The organism is Shewanella sp. Choline-02u-19, from assembly GCF_002836205.1.
Lineage (GTDB): Bacteria > Pseudomonadota > Gammaproteobacteria > Enterobacterales > Shewanellaceae > Shewanella.
On sequence record NZ_PJBE01000013.1, the window covers coordinates 2,667,394 to 2,687,219 of the forward strand.

20 protein-coding genes are annotated in these 19,826 nt (G+C 43.4%); 15 read left to right on the top strand and 5 right to left on the bottom strand.

Annotation, left to right across the window (positions count from 1 at the left end; all coding sequences use genetic code 11):
- Window positions 1-130: 130 nt before the first annotated feature.
- The gene (gene rsuA / locus CXF83_RS18265) at window positions 131-823 is read right to left on the bottom strand and encodes a 16S rRNA pseudouridine(516) synthase RsuA (protein ID WP_101092897.1); all 693 of its coding nucleotides are present in this window, start codon (window positions 821-823) and stop codon (window positions 131-133) included.
- Window positions 824-950: 127 nt separating this feature from the next.
- Between rsuA and CXF83_RS18270 the strand changes: the two genes are divergently transcribed.
- The 5 genes from CXF83_RS18270 (at window position 951) to CXF83_RS18290 (ending at window position 5,816) form a co-directional block, all read left to right on the top strand.
- Window positions 951-1,505 (top strand): sugar O-acetyltransferase, encoded by a 555-nt coding sequence (locus CXF83_RS18270; RefSeq protein ID WP_101092899.1) that lies wholly within the window; start codon window positions 951-953, stop codon window positions 1,503-1,505.
- Between the two features lie 224 nt (window positions 1,506-1,729).
- Window positions 1,730-3,814: a M13 family metallopeptidase gene (locus CXF83_RS18275; protein WP_101092901.1), complete on the top strand. Its 2,085-nt coding sequence runs from the start codon at window positions 1,730-1,732 to the stop codon at window positions 3,812-3,814.
- A gap of 171 nt (window positions 3,815-3,985) precedes the next feature.
- On the top strand, window positions 3,986-4,768 hold the full coding sequence (locus CXF83_RS18280) for a RelA/SpoT domain-containing protein (protein WP_101092903.1): 783 nt from the start codon (window positions 3,986-3,988) through the stop codon (window positions 4,766-4,768).
- A gap of 120 nt (window positions 4,769-4,888) precedes the next feature.
- Window positions 4,889-5,290: an SMI1/KNR4 family protein gene (locus CXF83_RS18285; RefSeq protein WP_101092905.1), complete on the top strand. Its 402-nt coding sequence runs from the start codon at window positions 4,889-4,891 to the stop codon at window positions 5,288-5,290.
- 25 nt (window positions 5,291-5,315) lie between these two features.
- Entirely contained in the window at window positions 5,316-5,816 is a 501-nt protein-coding gene (locus CXF83_RS18290; RefSeq protein WP_101092907.1) for a DUF4447 family protein, read from the top strand.
- A 317-nt stretch (window positions 5,817-6,133) separates the two neighbouring features.
- Here CXF83_RS18290 and CXF83_RS18295 read toward each other — a convergent pair whose 3' ends face one another.
- Complete coding sequence (locus CXF83_RS18295) at window positions 6,134-6,757, bottom strand: glutathione S-transferase family protein (protein ID WP_101093225.1); 624 nt, start codon at window positions 6,755-6,757, stop codon at window positions 6,134-6,136.
- Between the two features lie 213 nt (window positions 6,758-6,970).
- Here CXF83_RS18295 and CXF83_RS18300 point away from each other — a divergent pair, with 213 nt between their 5' ends.
- The 8 genes from CXF83_RS18300 to CXF83_RS18335 all read left to right on the top strand — a co-directional run bounded on the left by CXF83_RS18300 (window position 6,971) and on the right by CXF83_RS18335 (window position 15,039).
- Entirely contained in the window at window positions 6,971-7,507 is a 537-nt protein-coding gene (locus tag CXF83_RS18300) for a PH domain-containing protein (protein WP_101092909.1), read from the top strand.
- A 59-nt stretch (window positions 7,508-7,566) separates the two neighbouring features.
- Window positions 7,567-8,832: an NRAMP family divalent metal transporter gene (locus CXF83_RS18305; protein WP_101092911.1), complete on the top strand. Its 1,266-nt coding sequence runs from the start codon at window positions 7,567-7,569 to the stop codon at window positions 8,830-8,832.
- Window positions 8,833-8,847: 15 nt separating this feature from the next.
- Window positions 8,848-10,005 (top strand): serine hydrolase domain-containing protein, encoded by a 1,158-nt coding sequence (locus CXF83_RS18310; RefSeq protein ID WP_101092913.1) that lies wholly within the window; start codon window positions 8,848-8,850, stop codon window positions 10,003-10,005.
- 77 nt (window positions 10,006-10,082) lie between these two features.
- On the top strand, window positions 10,083-10,565 hold the full coding sequence (locus CXF83_RS18315; protein WP_101092916.1) for a DUF1456 family protein: 483 nt from the start codon (window positions 10,083-10,085) through the stop codon (window positions 10,563-10,565).
- A 200-nt stretch (window positions 10,566-10,765) separates the two neighbouring features.
- Complete coding sequence (locus tag CXF83_RS18320; protein ID WP_101092918.1) at window positions 10,766-12,454, top strand: NAD-dependent malic enzyme; 1,689 nt, start codon at window positions 10,766-10,768, stop codon at window positions 12,452-12,454.
- 333 nt (window positions 12,455-12,787) lie between these two features.
- Entirely contained in the window at window positions 12,788-13,480 is a 693-nt protein-coding gene (locus CXF83_RS18325) for a hypothetical protein (RefSeq protein ID WP_101092920.1), read from the top strand.
- A gap of 354 nt (window positions 13,481-13,834) precedes the next feature.
- Window positions 13,835-14,470: a cytochrome P460 family protein gene (locus tag CXF83_RS18330; protein ID WP_101092922.1), complete on the top strand. Its 636-nt coding sequence runs from the start codon at window positions 13,835-13,837 to the stop codon at window positions 14,468-14,470.
- A gap of 53 nt (window positions 14,471-14,523) precedes the next feature.
- Window positions 14,524-15,039, top strand: a complete 516-nt coding sequence (locus CXF83_RS18335; protein WP_232775142.1) for a cytochrome P460 family protein — start codon at window positions 14,524-14,526, stop codon at window positions 15,037-15,039.
- 183 nt (window positions 15,040-15,222) lie between these two features.
- Here CXF83_RS18335 and CXF83_RS18340 read toward each other — a convergent pair whose 3' ends face one another.
- Window positions 15,223-15,660 (bottom strand): DUF3069 domain-containing protein, encoded by a 438-nt coding sequence (locus tag CXF83_RS18340; RefSeq protein WP_101092926.1) that lies wholly within the window; start codon window positions 15,658-15,660, stop codon window positions 15,223-15,225.
- Window positions 15,661-15,693: 33 nt separating this feature from the next.
- On the bottom strand, window positions 15,694-16,218 hold the full coding sequence (locus CXF83_RS18345) for a phosphatase PAP2 family protein (RefSeq protein WP_101092928.1): 525 nt from the start codon (window positions 16,216-16,218) through the stop codon (window positions 15,694-15,696).
- A 186-nt stretch (window positions 16,219-16,404) separates the two neighbouring features.
- Between CXF83_RS18345 and CXF83_RS18350 the strand changes: the two genes are divergently transcribed.
- A complete protein-coding gene (locus CXF83_RS18350) occupies window positions 16,405-18,288 on the top strand; it encodes a tetratricopeptide repeat-containing diguanylate cyclase (protein ID WP_101092930.1) in 1,884 nt (627 codons plus the stop codon).
- A 75-nt stretch (window positions 18,289-18,363) separates the two neighbouring features.
- Window positions 18,364-19,548 carry a tRNA epoxyqueuosine(34) reductase QueG gene (queG, locus tag CXF83_RS18355; RefSeq protein ID WP_101092932.1) on the top strand — a complete coding sequence of 395 codons (1,185 nt, stop codon included), beginning with the start codon at window positions 18,364-18,366 and terminating at the stop codon, window positions 19,546-19,548.
- Between the two features lie 43 nt (window positions 19,549-19,591).
- Here queG and CXF83_RS18360 read toward each other — a convergent pair whose 3' ends face one another.
- Entirely contained in the window at window positions 19,592-19,801 is a 210-nt protein-coding gene (locus tag CXF83_RS18360; RefSeq protein WP_101092934.1) for a dodecin, read from the bottom strand.
- Window positions 19,802-19,826 lie beyond the last annotated feature (25 nt).

Here is a 19,826-nt window from a genome sequence, read left to right on the forward strand (position 1 = left end):
CATCCACGTTCAGTGCTCTATCTAACCAGCGACTATCCGCTATCCAATTCCACTCAGGTAAGCTGATATCACTTATCGAGGAACCGTCAGCGTGTTTTGCTGGCTTATTTTACGGAGCAAGTTTACTGACTTACTTTACTGATTTGGCTTCAGCGTCAGTTAAAAAACGCCATTCACCCAGTTCAAGCGTGCTATCGAGTTCAATTTCGCCCACTTTTTCACGGTGTAATTTAGTCACGTGATTACCAACAGATGCCAGCATACGTTTAACTTGATGGTATTTGCCTTCGGTAATCGTTAAGCGCGCTTGATGCGTGCCTAACAATTCAAGTATGGCAGGCTTAGTTAAACCGTCTTCATTATGAAGTTGTAACCCTGTCGCAAACTGCTCAACTAACTCAGTAGCAAGCGGTTCTGCAGTTTCTAGCAAATAGCGTTTACCACACTCTTTTTTAGGAGAGGTGACTTTGTGCGACCATTTGCCGTCAGTCGTAATCAAGGTTAGGCCTGTGGTGTCTGCATCTAAACGCCCAGCAATATGCAAGTCTTCAGGTCGAATAACATCGAGTAAGCCAATAACAGACGGATACTCTTCGTCAATCGTTGAGCAGATAGTATCAACTGGCTTGTTGAGCATGATGTAACGTGGGCCAATGACTTTGAGTATCACACCCTCTAAACGAATTTCATGGTCATCAGTGACTTTAAAACCTGAAGTTTTAACCACTTCACCGTTGCAAGTGACATCGCCACGATGCAGTGCTTTTTTGGCTGAAACACGAGAATGGGAAGTTGACTCACAAATATATTTATCTAAACGCACTGTAACACTCAGCTATATGACCATAATGGCCGACATTATGAGGGCAGAGAGACTAAAGGGCAAAGTTTTGCTTGTAACCTCTGCGACAGAAAGACTATGGTGCAATGCGCTAAACAAGGATTGATCGATGACGCCATTACTGACTTCTGCCCAAAACAAACAATTTGATAAGATGGTGAAGGGTGAACAATACAATTGTTTTGATCCTGAACTATCAAACTATTGGCAACAGCAACAAGCACTTAACCATCGAGTTAATCTCTCTTGCGAAATTGACCGAGATTTACTGCCTAACATTGCGACAGATACAGTGATCCGAACACCTTTCTTTATCAGTTACGGCATTAACCTTTTTATTGCCGAACAAGTATTTATTAATGCCAACGTCACGCTACAAGACAACGCTCCGATCCACATTGGTCGTCAAACAATGCTCGGGCCTAACGTACAACTTTACACCGCCAATCATCCATTAGATCCGACAAAGCGTTGCCAAGGGTTTGAAATAGCTCAATCGATTCATATTGGTGAACGGGTATGGATTGGTGGCGGCGCGATAATTTTACCGGGGGTGAGCATTGGCGATGATGCCGTCGTTGCAGCGGGCTCTGTTGTCACAAAAGATGTCCCAACGGCGACTGTAGTAGCAGGAAATCCTGCAAAATGGCTAAAGTCGATATAAAACTGTTCATCCGGGCTTTAGCGAGATAAATGACCTCAAGGAAACCTTTTCTTACAGATCATCAAGTAATTATCGCCCTTCGTTACAAACATATGCTTGTTCACGCAAACAAAAAAGCCTTAACATGTGTTGCTTAATGTAACTTGCAGCTTATTAACATGCATTTTAGTTGTCATTAATTGCAAAATATAATAACAAATTGACGGTATATAAAAGGAAGAAAAATGAAAAAAGTACTCGTTGGGGGCTTATGCGCTTCCCTTATCGTTGGCCTAAGTGCGTGTAATAGCGACACAGCAGCACCGAAGATACCAGAAACAACTAAAACGGAAACGGCTGTAGCCGTACAAAAAGCCCTTTCATCAGGCATCGATTTTGCTAATTTTGATAAGTCAGTTCGTCCGCAAGATGACTTTTACTCCTACGTAAACGGCACTTGGATAAAGAACACGACTATTCCTAGCGACCGCACTAGCTCTGGTGCATTTTACGATCTCCGTGAAAAGTCACGTGATGATGTAAAAGCCATTATCGAAGAAGTTGCTGCAACGCCAGATCTTAAAGCCGGTAGCGACGAGCAAAAAGTTGCCGATTTATATCGTTCATTCATGGATACTGAAACCCTCAACAAATTGGGCATTAAGCCAATCCAAAGCGAACTGGATAACGTCAGCGCGATTAAGTCAAAAGATGAACTCGTGACTTACTTTGCTCATAGCCAAATTGTCGGTGGCGGCACCCCAATGGCATTTTACATCGACGTAGATGCTAAAGATTCTAGCCGTTATGCTACGCATATCTGGCAATACGGCCTAAGCTTGCCCGAAAAAGATTACTACTTTAACCAAGATGAGCGCTTCGTCAATATCCGTAAGGCGTTTATTGAGCACATCGAAAAGATGTACACCTTGGCTGGACTGGCTAATCCTAAAGCCAGTGCTGAAGCGGTACTCGCACTTGAAACATCAATTGCTGAAAAGCATTGGGATGTCGTTGAAACACGTGACAGCACTAAAAGTTACAACCTATATCAAGTTAAAGATTTAGCCACTCTAGCACCGGATATTAACTGGAAAGGTTACCTGTCAACATTAGGCGTAGATAAGCAGGCTGATATTATAATCAACCAGCCGACCTTTATCTCAGGTCTAAATGACGTTATCAAGAATACTGATCTTGATACTTGGAAGACCTACATGCAGTGGCAGGTACTGACACATGCAGCAGGCAGTCTAAGTGAAGCGCTTGATACTGAAAACTTCGAGTTTTTCTCTAAAACGCTTAACGGCCAAGAAGAGCAAGAACCTCGCTGGAAGCGTGGCGTTGCCTCGGTCAACAGCCTGCTCGGTGAGGTTGTTGGTAAAGTCTATGTTAAGCGTCACTTTTCTCCTGAAGCAAAGACACGCATGCAAACGTTGGTTGAAAACCTACGTGGCTCTTACGGTGATAGCATTGAGTCTTTAGAGTGGATGAGCGCTGACACTAAAGTCGCCGCTAAAGATAAGTTAGCTAAATTTAATCCTAAGATTGGTTATCCAGACCGTTGGGAAAGCTACGACAAGCTAGCGATTAAAGCTGACGACCTATTTGGTAACAACCTGCGCGCAAGCCAGTTGAGCCATGAAAAAGATCTTGAGAAGCTAGGTGGCCCAATCCGCACATGGGAATGGGGTATGACTCCACAAACGGTTAACGCTTACTACAATCCAACGATGAACGAAATCGTATTTCCAGCCGCTATCTTACAACCTCCGTTCTTTAATATGGAAGCTGACGATGCAGTAAACTACGGTGGTATTGGTGCGGTTATCGGTCATGAAATGGGCCATGGTTTTGACGACCAAGGTGCTAAGTTTGACGGCGAAGGCAACATGCGCGATTGGTGGACAGAGCAAGACTTAAAAGAGTTCTCTATTCGCGGTAAAGCGCTAATCAATCAGTATAATGATTATGCTGTATTTGATGACCTCAACGTTAACGGTGAATTGACACTCGGCGAAAACATTGGCGACCTATCGGGTGTAACCATTGCTTATCGTGCATACAAGAAATCACTTAACGGTCAAGAAGCACCTGTGATTGACGGTCTAACCGGTGATCAGCGTTTCTTTATTGGTTTCACGCAAATTTGGCGTGCAAAAATTAAAGAAGAGTCAATGCGTAACCGTGTAGCAACTGACCCACATTCACCAGCACAGTTCCGCTCACTTGGCGCGCTATCTAACATGCCTGAATTTTACAGCACCTATGATGTTAAGCCTGGCGATGCGATGTATATTGCGCCAGAAAAACGCGTAAAAATCTGGTAATTCAGTCTAAGTATACTTAGAACCAAAAAAGCCGTTGATGACATAACTCATCAACGGCTTTTTTAATTTTCCAGTTCCATATCACTGCATGAATAAAGCTTAATGTGTCATTCAGCATAGCTTAAGTATTGAAGGGTTAGATTAAGTCCACAGCAACAAAAAAGGACTGCTATGAACCGGTTATTGCGAACATTCTTCATCTTCTTATTATTGCTCTCGACTCGCTCGGCGATTGGCCAAATTGCCCCTATTGAGCAAGAGACAAATGAGGCAAACAGCGGTTACAGTGCCAAGCTAGCTTTTGCTAATAACCTCGACGGTTTGGCCGCTATAGAGTCAATGCAGTATCAGCAACCAAGGCAAACCAGCGCCGACCTTGATACTCTTTACGCCATCGCGCCAGATGCACAACAAGAACTCGCAGACTTGTTAAGCAGCATCACCAACCAAACTCAAACTCACGCTGTCTTAGCGGATATAAAAAGCCGAGACAGAGCCCAGGTAAAACTAAAGAATAAACTCAATAATGATGCCAGCCAACTCACTGACCTTGTACGAGCCAGTATCGTTAGCAAAGATATCTATAACCTAATGCAAGCTTATGCATTGGTAAAATCTGACAGTCAGATTATTCAAGTGAAAAACCGCTTCTCTGAGCCAAAAGATTCAGGATACCGAGATTTAAACCTGCTTGTTAAGCTGCCAAAGTCACAAATGATTGCTGAAATTCAACTGCACTTAGCAGATATTGCCGACATAAAAAGTGGCGATGAGCACCTCGTTTATGAACAGGTGCAACAGATGCAGAACCATGCCCTGCAACAGCAACGTGATTTAAGTGATATTGAAAAAACAAAAATAGTGCAACTACGTCAAGAGTCACACAAGCAATACCATAAAGCGTGGCTCAAATATAAGCGCTTAGACCAAGCCGATTTTCTGGTGGCAGCATAACGACATGAATGGGAGTTCAGCAAATGCTGATGCTCCCTATTATTCTCAACACAGCTTTTTTGTGCCTTCCCCGATAAAAGTCTATACTCCCGCCCAATAGCCTTAACACACGAAAAAATTATGAACGATATCATTGAGCAGCTACAAGAGATGAGCGAGACAGTTCCGGTACCATTAGAGCTGGCAACCTTTGAACAAATTGTTGAAGTAGAAGAGGAAATTTTAATGCCACTTCCTTTGGCGTTGAAAGAGTACTTGTTGGATGCCAGTGACCTTATCGTTGGCAGCTTAGAGCCAGTGACCGCCAGCGACCCTCACTCGCACACCTTTTTATCAGAGGTTACAGCATACGCTTGGTCTATCGGTTTACCGCGTGAATATATCCCTATTTGCCAGCAGGGTGATAGTTTCTTTTTCATCACCCAAGAAGGTGAAATACAATTATGGCAAGACGGTGAAATCCATGAAGACAGCTGGGAATCATTTTGGGAATGGGCCGAGAATGTTTGGATGCGTAGCTAACCATAAAACTAATTAAGGAAACACCATGTCTAAAAATCTCGGCCTCAATGCCATTGAAATGCAGTATCTTCGCCACTCTCTGGCACTAACAACTGCGCAAGTAGCTGAAATAGGCAAAGTATCAGAAGCCGATGTTATTGCTTGGGAAGCAGGCGAAAAGCCAGCACATATGCCCGTACAAAAGAAGCTGATAGAGATTGATGAAGTTATCGAAATGCAGGTACTTAATACGTGTGACGGTATCGAAGCACTCTTTTCTAAAGAGCCTAAACGCACTTTAAGTTTTGTGGTTTACCCAACACAAGCGCTATACGCACAATACAATCCTGAGTTTTTAGGCAGCTTACCATTAGCTGAGCTATACAACACTTCAGCATGGCGCATTAAAAAAGAGTGTAAACTAGTACTTGAAGTTGAAGTGGTACTCGTCGCACTCGAGTTCGAATCGTATAAAGCTTACCGCGACAAAGACGGCCTTAAAGAGAGCAGAGAAAACCGTGCTAAGTGGGCTGCAGCTCAGTTATAAAAGCTAGGTTATAGAGTCTAGGAACAAGCTAAGACGGAACAGCCGGATAATCTGAGACGGATAGATTAAAGAAGATACTAGGTTCTAGGAATAAGCAAAGACGGTACAAGCTAAGACGGAACTGCCGGAAAACCTGAGACCGATAGATTAAAGAAGATACTAGGTTCTAGGAATAAGCAAAGACGGTACAAACTAAGACGGAACTGCCAGAAAACCTGAGACCGATAGATTAAAGAAGGTTCTAGTAACTGAACTCAAAATAAAAAAGCATCCATTTGGATGCTTTTTTAATGACTGTTTATGACTCTTTATGACTCTTAAACAGCGCCTGCTTCCTCTTTTTTCAGAGCACTGGCCATCGCCTTACGCGCGGTTATACGATCTCGATATGCCGCAAGCTTAGGCGGAATATCTTGCTCAAATCGCGTCGCCCACATCAAAGTCTGTGCTAATAATATATCGGCTACGCTAATCTCTGCACCTAGCAAGAACGGGGTATTGGGCAACCACTGCTCAGCAATTGCCGCCGCTTTATCAAACTCCCACTTAGCCACGGTAAACATCGCCTCAAGCCTAAGTTCTTCTGGTATCGCAAACTTATGTTTGCCGATGCTCCACAAAGGTTGTTCAAGCTCATTAGTAATAAAGCTTATCCATTGATGGTGCAACGCTGAGGCATCAGAGCCCGCTTTTGGCAGTAAGCGTCCTTCGCCATACTTTTCAGCTAAGAACACAGCAATAGCGGCAGATTCGGTAATAACGTTACCATTGTCGATAAGCGCTGGCACTTTTCCACACGGGTTAACGGCTAGAAAATCGGGATGTCGGCTGTCGCCTTTTGAGAAATTAATAAACTGATATTCCCACTCAAGCCCTAACTCTTCTAACGTCCATGACACTCTCAGTGAACGGCTACGTGGAACCCCGTATAAAGTAATCATCCTGCCCTTCCCCTGCTGCTTGAACATAAATAACATTTTAAACTACTCTTATAATCCTAAAATAGGAACCAGCAAGTTATTCTAAAATCATAAAATACTTCAAATTAGATTCAATTTTGCTTAAGTTAGCCTAAGGGCAATAACAATAGCAGCCTCAAGTCATAACTACGCTCCGCGTCGCACCATCATCAGTTGCAAAAATAAGGGTTAACCATGCAAAAGGGTTTGGAAAAAAGTATCAAGCAAGCAGAGTTTGCCACTAACTTAGGTCAATACTGGTTAACGCCAGTTGCCATCGTGCTGACGTTATCCATCATCGGCATTCCACTGTTACTGCTTTGGCTACCCATTGGCGGTATTTTTACTCGCCGCTATATCGCCAATATGAGCACCGAGCTCACAGATCGAAAACTCATCGTCCGCAAAGGTATTTTTACCCGCACCGAAAACACGGTCCCATTAGATAAAATCACCGACATGGCGTTAATCCAAGGGCCACTGATGCGATTCTTTAAGCTGCACAAATTAACGATTGAAACTGCGGGGCAATCGGGTTCTGGCGCGCTATTAAATCTAACAGGGATCATCGATGCAGCCCACTTTAGAAGCTTGGTGTTAGCTCAAAAAGAAACCCTGAACCAACTTGAAAGTGACAGTACAGCAGATGAAAATAATGACACTTATGTGATTACTCTTTTACAAGAGATCTCTGATACCCTTAAACGCCTTGAAAACAAAGCGAGTCTTTAGATTTCAATTTAAAGATTCACCTACCTCCTTTAAATTTTTACAGATGAAGTAGCCAAATAATGAGCAACAGCAGTACTCCTACACTATCAAAGTCCCCTCTTCAGCTAGGTTCTGTGATCGGAGCCATGGGGCCTGGCATTTTAATGGCCGCCGCTGCCATTGGCGCCTCTCATCTGGTTGCTTCTACCCGAGCGGGCGCCGAATTTGGTTGGCAATTAGCTTGGGTTATTTTGGCCGTCAACTTACTCAAGTATCCCTTCTTTGCCGCTGGTGCTCGCTATACAACCGCCACAGGCGAGAGCTTACTCGCGGGATATTTAAAACAGGGTCGCAACTATTTATTACTGTTTACCGGCCTCAATGTGATAGCTGCGATAGCCAGTACAGCGGGGGTAGCGATGTTAACCGCGGCAATGTTGACCCAGTTTGTCCCGCTCTCTATCGACCTATTAGGGCTACTGGTGCTGATCTCGAGTTTAGTCATACTCATTTTTGGCCATTATGCGCTACTCGACAAGATGACGAAGATCATCATGTTGGCGCTAACATTAACCACCTTAATTGCGGTTGCTCTCGCATTTAATGCACCTTCTATCGTGCAACCAGGCTTTGTGTCTACCTCACCTTGGCAATGGGCTTATATCGGCTTTTTAGTCGCAATGATGGGCTGGATGCCCGCACCGATTGAAGTCAGCGCTTGGAACTCTCTCTGGTTGCTGGAGAAACAAAAAAGCCAACAAGTGACAAAGCAACAAGCCCTATTCGACTTCAACTTTGGCTATATCGTTACCGCCCTGCTCGCCATTGTATTTTTGGCGCTTGGTACTCTGGTGATGCATGGCAGCGGCGAAACCTTTTCAGCCTCTGGCGTGCAGTTCTCTAAGCAGCTAATCGACCTTTATAGCAAGGTGATGGGCAATGAAAGCCGATATTTAATTGGTTTTGTGGCCTTTTTATGTATTTTCAGCACCACTGTTACCGTTATTGATGGCTATAGCAGAACCTTGAATATGGGTTGGCAACTGCTAAAAGGCCGCCAATACAGCCAAAAGAGGCTTAACACTGTGATGTGTTTAATGAGCTTATGTGGACTGGCTATTATTTTATTTTTTAAAGGGGCGTTACTGCCATTGCTTGAGTTTGTTATGATCCTTGCGTTTATGACCACAGTTATTTTCGCTTGGCTTAACTATAAATTGATGATCAGCACAGCACTTCCTGTTGAAGACAGGTATGGTAGCGCGATGAGGATACTCTCTTTGTTTGGCTTAACTTACCTTATTAGTTTTGCGGTTTTATTCATCTACTGGATGCTTACTAAATAACGGACTACACCTGCGATGCATTTTTTAACGAAAACAATTCTGAGTGTTATATTGCTCACTCTGTGCTTATGGGCTGCGAATAAAGCCAGTGCCAACCGCATAGCCAACAGTGATATAGCCAAACAGCTACCCACTATCATCACTCAAAATGAACGGCCTTTTACTGGCATTATTATGGTAAAACGCGATAACCAACCGCTGTTTACCTATATTTCCGGCGATAATGTCAGTCTGAAATCTGAATTTATTATCGCCTCGTTATCTAAACAGGTCACCGCCACGCTAGTGCTTAAAGCCGTTGATGATGGCAAGCTAGCGTTAGATCAGTCGGTTAATCATTATCTGGGATCACAGCCATCACAAAAGGGTCCCGACAATATCCCTGACAGCGTAACCATCTCGCACCTACTCAGTAATACCTCAGGGCTCGTCGAAGCGGGTAAGCCGCCGTTGTTTGAACCCGGTAGCCAATTTAAATACTCAAACTATGGTTATGCCCTGCTTGGACAACTACTTGAGACCGTCAATCAACAACCCATTACAGAACAAATCAACGCATTCAACCTGCAGGCAGGATTGGGCGGACTGAGTGCGCACTTAGGCAAAACATCAACCATCAAAAAGACATCCCCGCTACTGTTACTTGGCCAAGAAGAAACAAGGCATCAGCAGCAAGACGGCAATGACACCTCAAGTTATGCCGCCTCTGATGTCGAGATTAATCAGCAGCTGCTCACCGCTGGTGGCATGATGGCGTCAGCCGATGCCTATAGTCATTTTCAATATGCGCTATTCACAGGCCAGCTTATTAGTGAACAAAGCCTACTAGAGATGACGACTTCCCATAGCACCCGAGAACATCGTTGGGGAGCATTGGGCTATGGCTATGGCACGCAAATCAGTAATATCAACGGCATAACTGAATATAGTCATAGTGGTTACCTTCCTGGCTATGTCAGCCTTGCACTCTATTACCCACAGTCGAACGTCAACGTGGTCATTTTAGAAAATACCTCTTGGGATCTGCAAGATATCAATCGCACTTTTGGGCTGCACGATAAGATCCGCAATAGTATTAACAGTAAACTGGTGGCGTTAGAAGACAGACCCGTAGCCAAATTATACCAAGCAGGAAAAGAAGCAATCACAGCAACTTTACTAGCAGCAAAGTAAATACCAAACGATTCTGCTATAATACGCACCGATGATTACGCAGCCGCGCAGTCAAATAGCATAAAGAAAATACAAATATGATTAACAACGATATTATACGTAAAGTCCGCTACATCCTTGATTTAAGCAATGCCAAAATGCTACGCATTTTTGCTAAAGCTAATCACGAAATCAATCAAGAAGAAATCATCAACATGTTGAAAAAAGAGTCTGAAGAGGGCTATCAGCCTTGTAACGACAAAACCATGTGTATGTTCCTTGATGGATTTGTGATCTATAAGCGCGGACTAAAGCCTGGTGCTGAAATACCAGAGCCATTATCACAGCTAACAAACAACCTTATCTTTAAGAAGTTAAGAGTTGCTTTTGAATTGCGTGAAGACGATATTATTGAAGCTCTGACGCTAGCCGAATTTAATATGTCTAAATCGGAACTTGGCGCACTGTTTAGAAAACCTGGCCACAAGCACTATAAAGCGTGCGGCGATCAGGTTTTACGAAACTTCCTAATGGGTTTATCCCTGAAGCATCGTCCAAAACCCGCTGAAACTGAAGCTTAGGCTTTAGTTTGAGTTAAGGAATAAAGCACAGCATTTGCTGTGCTTTTTTGTACCTGAAAAAGTCCACTACTGAACAATATTCTCTGATTAAAAAATTCATCTTATCGGCAGACAAAACGCAACAAAGATCACGGTTTGTGTTAATCTTCCGTGATTAACATCACCTCCTTAAACTAACAAAAACAGAGAAAAGGTTTCTAATGGACGATAACAAACGCCCGCTCTATCTTCCTTTTGCCGGTCCTGCCATTCTTGAAGCACCTTTGATTAACAAAGGCAGCGCATTTTCCGACGAAGAACGTATTTTTTTCAATCTTGAAGGCCTATTGCCGCATGTGATTGAGACAATCGAAGAGCAAGCATCACGCGCCTATGATCAGTATAAGAATTTTTCTAATGATTTAGACAAACACATCTATCTTAGGAACATTCAAGATACTAACGAAACGCTCTATCATCGTTTAGTGCAAAACCACATTTCTGAGATGATGCCTATTATCTATACCCCTACTGTCGGTATGGCATGTGAGCGTTTCTCAAAAGATTATCGTCGTAACCGCGGGCTGTTTATCTCTTACCCGAACAAAGATCGTATCGACGACATCTTAAATAACTCGACTCGCCAAAAAGTAAAAATCATCGTAGTCACCGACGGTGAACGTATTCTAGGTCTTGGCGACCAAGGTATTGGTGGCATGGGGATCCCGATTGGTAAGCTTTCGCTCTACACCAGCTGTGGTGGTATTAGCCCCGCTTATACTTTGCCAATCACGCTTGATGTCGGTACCGATAATCCACATCTACTTGAAGACCCTATGTACATGGGTTGGCGTAACCAACGCATTGGCGGCGAAGAATACAAAGAGTTTGTCGAAGCCTTTATGCAAGCGGTTAGCCGCCGCTGGCCAGATGCACTGATTCAATTTGAAGATTTTGCGCAAAAGAACGCCATGCCATTGCTTGAGCGTTACAAAGATCAATACTGCTGCTTCAATGATGATATTCAAGGCACAGCTGCTGTTACTGTCGGTTCACTACTCGCAGCCTGTAAAGCGGCTGGCACTCAGCTTTGTAAGCAACGAATCACCTTCTTAGGTGCGGGTTCTGCAGGTTGTGGTATTGCCGAAGCTATTGTGGCGCAAATGGTATCTGAAGGCATTAGCGAGACCCAAGCACGCCAACGAGTATTCATGGTTGACCGTTGGGGCTTGTTACAGTCAAACATGCCGAACTTACTGCCTTTTCAACACAAACTAGCGCAACAATGTAGTGATGTAGAGAGCTGGAATAATTTCAGCGACAACATATCCCTACTCGATGTCGTCAGTAACGCTAGGCCAACCGTGTTGATTGGTGTCTCTGGCTCACCAGGATTATTCAGTGAAGAGATCATCAAGGCGATGCATAGCCATTGTAAACGCCCAATTGTGTTCCCACTGTCGAACCCTACAAGCCGCGTTGAGGCCACACCAAAAGATATTTTGCATTGGACAAACGGCCAAGCATTAGTCGCAACGGGTAGCCCGTTTGAGCCTGTTGTGATTGATGACATTACCTATGAAATAGCCCAGTGCAATAACAGTTATATCTTTCCTGGCATCGGCCTTGGTGTGTTAGCTGCTGGTGCAGCCCGCGTCAGTGACGCAATGCTAATGGCGTCTAGCCGTGCATTAGCCGAGTGCTCACCTCTTGCAATTAATGGTGAAGGCTCTTTACTGCCGAAGCTTGAAGATATCCATAGCGTCAGTAAACATATCGCTTTTGCTGTCGCTAAAGTGGCAGTTGAAGAGGGTCATGCACTGCCGAGCAGCGATGAGTTATTGACTCAAGCAATCGAAGATAACTTCTGGACAGCTGAGTATCGCCGTTATAAACGCACTTCGTTCTAATTTCAGTTGTGAGCGATTGATCTCAGCGGTTAGAGGCTAAGTTCACAACTAGCACTAAGAATTTACGCTAAAAAAGCTGTCAGTATTTACTGGCAGCTTTTTTTTGTTTTTAAATTAGAGGATACACTTGCAGATTTAATTGCGAATAAAGGTACGGCCTACGGCCAAGGTTAGTCGTAAGCCTCTGCAATATCCGTACATACGGCCGTTCATTCACATCTAAGCGAGATAGAAACCACAATAAAGTACTAATACAATTGAGTTATTAGTATTTTGTTATATATAATCAGCGCCGTTACAACAAATTAATTACAAATGAAAAAAGGACTTACAATGTACAAAATTTTATTAGTGGCATTTGCCATATTAACGTTATCAGGCTGCGTTTCTCCCATTGCTTTGCAAGAACAAACACCTACCCCTGAATATAATAACGCTGCCCCCATTCTTATCAGTGTTATTGATAACCGTAAAAAGGTTAAAGAAGGTAAACCCGAAACTTTCGTTGGTCGCGTACATGCAACCTTTGGTATTCCAGTTGATTGGGATGTAGATACCATCTTGGCAACGGAAAAAGACGATAAGTCGTTAACCTTAAGTCAGTGGCTACAAAAAAGAATCGTAAAAGGGTTAACGGAAAAGGGATGGCAAGTAAAACCTGCTGATTTCAAAACAGTACCGACAGAAACCATAGCGAGCTATACGTTAACAGAGCAAGGATCACAACATCTTTTAGTTCTCGACTTGCAAGAGTGGTTCTTCAGCATCAATTTAAACTGGGTTTCATCATTTAATTTTGATACCAATGTTGATACATACCTATTTGATAAAGATAGCGGTTTAACTTATCAACATAACACCCAAGAAAGGGACGTCATTGATGAAAAAGCCGATGAATCACCTCAAAATAATGTCCTTCGTGCTTATCACGACCAATTATTACAGATTCTTTCAGACCCCGCGCTAAAAGCACAAATTCAAGAAAAGGCGCAAACACAAATGGCTGAGTCTACAACGACACTCTAACGGCCATATTAATAAAAACGTCTGTTCCGCCTCGTTATTGCAAATGATATTTTCTATAACGAGGTTTCCTTGTCTTCAGCGCCAATGTCTATCTCACACCCCATAAGTTGCGTTTTTCTAACCGAGCTAAAATATCATTAGCACCACTTTTGGCTGAATCTGACACGTTTATGCCCAAAAGTGAGCTAGGGGTGTAAATTATTTCAGCCTCATTTCGTGTTAGATCTCTATGAACGAGTAGGCAAATTCAACCTCGAATCACATTCGTGGCATCTCGCTTCAAACAAAATCATAACATTGCCCTTCAGTGGAAACGTTACTACGCTTGTCTTTCATCTCTTAGGAGTATTAACAATGAAGCAAGTGAAAAAAATAATAAGTTTTGTAGCCGTTGGAATATTCGCTCAACTGCTCTTAATAGTGCCTGCTATTGCGGAAGAGTATTACACCATAAAAGATGGAGTGCTAGAACGCCCCACAGGTTATCGCGAGTGGATTTATGTGGGTACTCCGGTAACACCAAATGATATGAATAATGGCAAAGCTGCATTTCCCGAGCATCACAATGTGTATATCGATCCAAAAAGCTGGGCGCATTGGAAAGAAACGGGGAAGTTTCGTGAAGGTACTATTTTAATGAAAGAGCTGGTCAGTGTTGGCTCAAAAGCCGCTGTGAGTGGTCAAGGATACTTTCAAGGTGAGTTTATTGGTCTGGAAGCAACCATCAAGAGTAAGAGCAACTTTCCTGATGAGCCTGGCAACTGGGCTTACTTTAGCTTTTCCAGTAAAGATCATAAGACCTTAACAAAGACCGCCAAGCCGTTTCCTTCAGCATCCTGTAATAGTTGTCATCTAGCGTCGGCATCAGATGATTTTGTTTTTACTCAGTATTACCCGGTTCTCAGTTCGGGTAAAGCAAAGGGTAAGAAGGCTACGGGCGGTCATGAATCAGACTTGAACAATAATTATATTGAGCCAAAAGGTAAATAATAATGCTATCCATTAGACTCAAAAAAATAGGCATTTGTTTAGGTTGCGTGATCATGACTAGTGTTAGTTCATTCTCGGCAATAGCGGATGATACGTTCTCAAATTATGTTGATGAAAAAGGCAATATTAGTTTCCCTCATAGTTTTCGAACCAATATGGTTCACTTAGGGTCATGGTTCGTTCCTGAAGGCGGTGCCAGCGGTTTTCATGATGTGTATACAGAGAAAGAATCGGTTGAGAGTTTCCGCAAGTCTGGCAAATTTCCCGATGGTGCCACGATCGTAAAAGAGCTTCGGGTGTCTAATGCGGGAAGCTACACTACAGGAGCTGGGGTCAGCTATGCGACAAAAGACGTCAAACAATGGTTCGTAATGATCAAAGACGTGAAAGGTCGGTTTGCCGATAATCCTCTATGGGGCGATGGCTGGGGTTGGGCGCTATACAAGCCAGATAATAAAGACAAGAACGTCGCAACAAACTATAAAACTGATTGCCTGAGTTGTCACAAACCAGTGGAAAATAAGGATTGGATATATACAGAAGCCTATCCGACTCTTAGTAAAGAATAGCTCAAATCAACATTAGCAATGTAAATACAATCAGATGATTGGCGGTGTCATTAACTCGTTCCGGTCCACTAACGAGCTATAAAATCATCAAATATTTAACCCTTGGCGCTATTTGGCACAGCAAAAAATAAGGCCATGGTTTCCCATGGCCTTATTCTTTAACGCTAACACAAACGTAAGGGTTTACTTACCTTCGATAACGGCTTTAATGCTGTTAAGCATTGAGCGATCGGTACGGGCTTTCTTCAGCTTACGAACACTCTCTTTGAGTGAAGCATCTGATAAACGGGTGAAAATACCGTTGTATTCTTTCTCGGCGATCTCATCATCTGAGTCGGCCATGTCGGCAATATCTTGTGCTACGCGGCTCAATTGAAACCAAGCATTAGCAATATAAAAACCGTGAAAATCTTCTTGCGGCAATAGTGCTCTGGCGCTAGCAGGTAAGGCGTTCCAGCCACTATTGAATTTAAGATCGGTATCTTCAATCAACTCATTACAAAGGTTGGCATAAGCTTCTAACAAGCTCTCTGGGATTTGATCCATTGGCATAACGGTATTACACACGTTTAATGCCACCAGCTCAGCACGAGCTTTATATTCAGCGTTTACTTCAGTCATTTTTTGATCTCTATTACAATTTTACAATACGGCCTAGAAAGTGCCGCTAATATACACGCCATAATTGCCGTTACCTACAATTGGCGTGATGGTAATGTCTTTATATGGGTCGGTAAAGTATAAGCCAGATAGTACACCGATTGCCGCGCCCGCTAACACATCCTCGAGCTGATGCTTATCGCTTTCTACCCGTGTATAGCTAACATATGCCGCGCCAACATAGGCAGGAATAGCCCACTTCCAACCATAGCGTTGCTGTACAAATGTGGCTGCAGCAAAGGTATCAGCAGCATGTCCTGACGGAAATGAATCATCACCCGAACCATCTGGACGCTCTTTATCTACCGTATATTTAAGCCCTTCGACAACAAGACGAGAAACCACGCCAGTCTTAACCAACTGCCATGCGCCCTCGTAGTCATCTTCGTACATTAAACTGCCACCGAGCGCAGCGACTGGAATGAGAAGATGTAAAATATCACCTGATTGCTCTAAATCTGATTTAGCAGATACTGACCAACTCATCAGCATCAGCAAACAAGCCAAAATCTTTTTCATTACATTACCTTTGAGGATTAGTCCTTTAAACACGGCGTTGTTATACAGATCCCAACTAGTAAATGCAAAACTTGTCGGCGGCAATATTGACTTGCTAGCCTTAGTGACCAAAAAATGACTCTAAAAATATTATATCGTGTATGCTAACCATGAATATCAATGACTTCAGGACTAAGCAAACGCTAAATGCCAAAGCCGTTTTTGTTAGTAAAAATCATGCTATTTGCAAGCTTACTTTCAGTGAGTTCATTCTGCTATGCCGAGCAAAGCAACACAGATAAAGCCGATGCGCTATTTACCTTGATTAATAGCGGTACTGTGATTAACAACCAAACGCTTAACACCTATATTGAACGACTAGAAGCAATAATCGCTAAAGATGATACTTCAAGACAACTGCAGCTAACTCGCGTGCGTTGCTGGGCATTTGATCCCAACGAAGCAGACCAACTCTCCAAAGCTTTAGCCTTTGCACAACACGCATTAACCAAACCAGATTTAGCTGACTTCCCAAGCCATAAATTAGACTTAGAACTGTGCCAAGCTTGGTTTACTGAGCAGAATGGGGATGTCGAGTTAGCGCTAAAAGGCTATAACAAGGCGGTAAATGATGCATATGCATTAGAAGACCTACGCCTGATTGCTGATGCCAGAAGTATTCGCGGTTACTTAAATTCTTACCAAGGAAATTTCACCCAAGGCCTTGAAGACCTAATCACCTCTCAATCTCTGTATCAAAGTTTAAATTTGCCTGCATGGGTAAAGTTCAACCTTTACGAGATAGCCACCAGCTATCGTCGTTTTGGCGATCAAAAAAATGCGATTCGTTATTATAAAAAATTGGAACATAGCTACATCACAGACAAAGACTTTGATGCCGCTATTGCTGTAACAGTTTCCATTGCTATTGCCGAAGAAGAGTTAGGTAATTTAAAGACCGCCAAAAAACTTTTCGAACAAGGCTACTTATACTGGAAAGCCAATAAACAAGAGTTACAACAAGCAAGGGTAGCGGTAAATATGGCTGGTACCTTGATTAAGCTAGGTGACTTTAAAAAAGTTAATCAATATTTAAATGAAGCTGAACCTTTTATTTTGCCTACCGATGAAGCCTTTTACAGCTTTATGCACCTATTTAGAGCGCAAACATACCTTGCCAATGGCAAGTTAATTCAGGCTCACGAAAGCCTAGCATTAGCACGAGCAGCCTTCAAGCGTGTAAAAAACATCCGAGGCTTAGCAGAATTGCAGCTAGTCGAAAGCCAAATATTTCTGAGTCAAAATAACTGGCAACAAGCTTACCGCGCGCTTAATGAGTATGTGAAGCAACATAAAGAACTCGATTTAAAGCGGCTTTCAAGCTATACAACTGAAATGCGTACTCGCTTTAATGTTGATCAAATAGAAGCAGAGAATCGCCACCTGATAGAAAATCAGCGGCTCAAGGAGATTGAGTTTGCGATGTTAGAGCAAAATAAAATCCAGCAAGGGATCATCATTTTTCTCGGCAGCTTCCTTATCATTATTATTTCCTTTTTTGCTTATAAGCAATCGCAAAAGAACAAATTATTATCGGAACTCGCACTGACTGACCATTTAACACAATTACCTAATCGTCGTTATATCTATACCAAAGCGCAGCGCTGTTTTGAGGAAGCAAAGAAAACACAAACGCCGTTATCTGTGATTATATTTGATGCTGACCATTTTAAACTTATTAATGACAACTTCGGTCACGAGGTGGGCGATCACGCGCTAGTACTGCTTGCTGATACCTGTCGAGAAATACTCTCCTCCGAGTACCCAACTGCACGCGTTGGTGGCGAAGAGTTTTTGATAATCTTACCCGAAACAGATAAAGCTCAAGCGTATAAAATTGCTCAGAATCTTATAAAAACAGTCTGTGAAGCTAACTTCTGCAAGTTTCCACGGGGCTTTGCTCTAACCATCAGTGCTGGGGTTGCTGGCCTTTCTACCACAGATGATAAGCTGTCACTGCTCCTCAAAAAAGCTGACGATGCGCTCTATCAAGCCAAAAGCAATGGACGCAACCAAGTAAAAATGAGTTAGAGAAGAAGGCGGGGATACCTATTCCCCCCCAATAACTGCTATCATTAGCCGTTACTTCAAGCCGTTATTAGAGCTATGCCAGACACTCCTTCACTACCTGCAGCAATTGATACCTTAACGCCCACTCAACTCGGCGAATTGGCCCTTAAAATTAAAACCTGGGGTCAAGAGTTAGGTTTTGCGCAGATCGGCATTTGCGACACAGATCTAACGGCCGAAGAACCTAAACTGCAGCAATGGCTAGACAACGACTACCATGGTGACATGGGCTATATGGCTAATCACGGTATGATGCGTGCCAGGCCACATGAGTTACACCCTGGTACCCGAAGAGTCATCTCCGCAAGAATGGATTACCTGCCCCCTAATGCAGGCTTTGCCACCAATCTAAAAGATCCCAACTTAGGCTATATCTCGCGGTATGCAGGCGGCCGAGACTACCATAAAATGATCCGTAGTCGACTCAAAAAGCTGGGAGACCGAATAGAGGCTGAACTAAAAGAGATGGGGTTCAGTAAATCCAACTCCCGTCCTTTTGTCGATTCAGCGCCGGTGCTAGAGCGGCCTCTCGCCGATAAAGCGGGTTTAGGCTGGACGGGTAAACACAGCTTACTGCTCAATCAAGAAGCTGGTAGTTGGTTTTTCCTCGGTGAGTTGTTTATCAACCTGCCTCTGCCTGTCGATATTCCGGTAAGCGAGAACTGTAACACCTGTGTGGCCTGCATTAAGTCATGCCCGACTAACGCCATTGTCGAGCCTTATGTGGTTGATGGGCGCCGCTGTATCTCCTACCTTACCATTGAACTACAAGGGGCTATTCCGGTCGAGTTTCGTGAGGCCATAGGCAATCGAATTTACGGTTGTGATGATTGCCAACTCGTTTGTCCTATCAATAGTCAGGCACCTATCACCGCTGAACAAGATTTTCACACTCGCACTCCGTTACAGCAGCCTGAATTATTGACGTTATTTGCATGGAGTGAAGCTGAGTTCTTAAAGCTAACCGAAGGCAGTGCGATCCGCAGAATAGGTCATCGACGTTGGCTTAGAAATATCGCTATCGCTCTTGGCAATGCACCGACTTCAGCATCCATCATGTCGGCACTTGAAGCGCGCAAATTATCGGATGAAGTTGATGAGATGGTAGCTGAACATATTGACTGGGCACTCGAACAACAAAGTACCAAACAGAGCCTATTAAGCCGTAAAACACAGCGGGTCATTCGGACGGTAGAAAAAGGGTTGCCACGAGATGCCTAAAGGCTGCTCACAATAGAGTAGCCCTTCGGTATATTAACTGTATTTATTTGGGATTAAGTGTAAAACCTACTTTGATTGTCACTTGCCAATGAGCCACCATCCCCTCCTCCAAATGACCCCGAGTTTCGGTCACCTGAAACCAGCGCATATGCTGTATTGACTCATTTGCCGCCGCAATGGCATTTTTTATTGCATCATCCGAACTAATCGGGGATGAACCTGTAAGCTCAATAATCTTGTAAGTATGACTCATGGCTAGCTCCAACGCGGTTAAACAC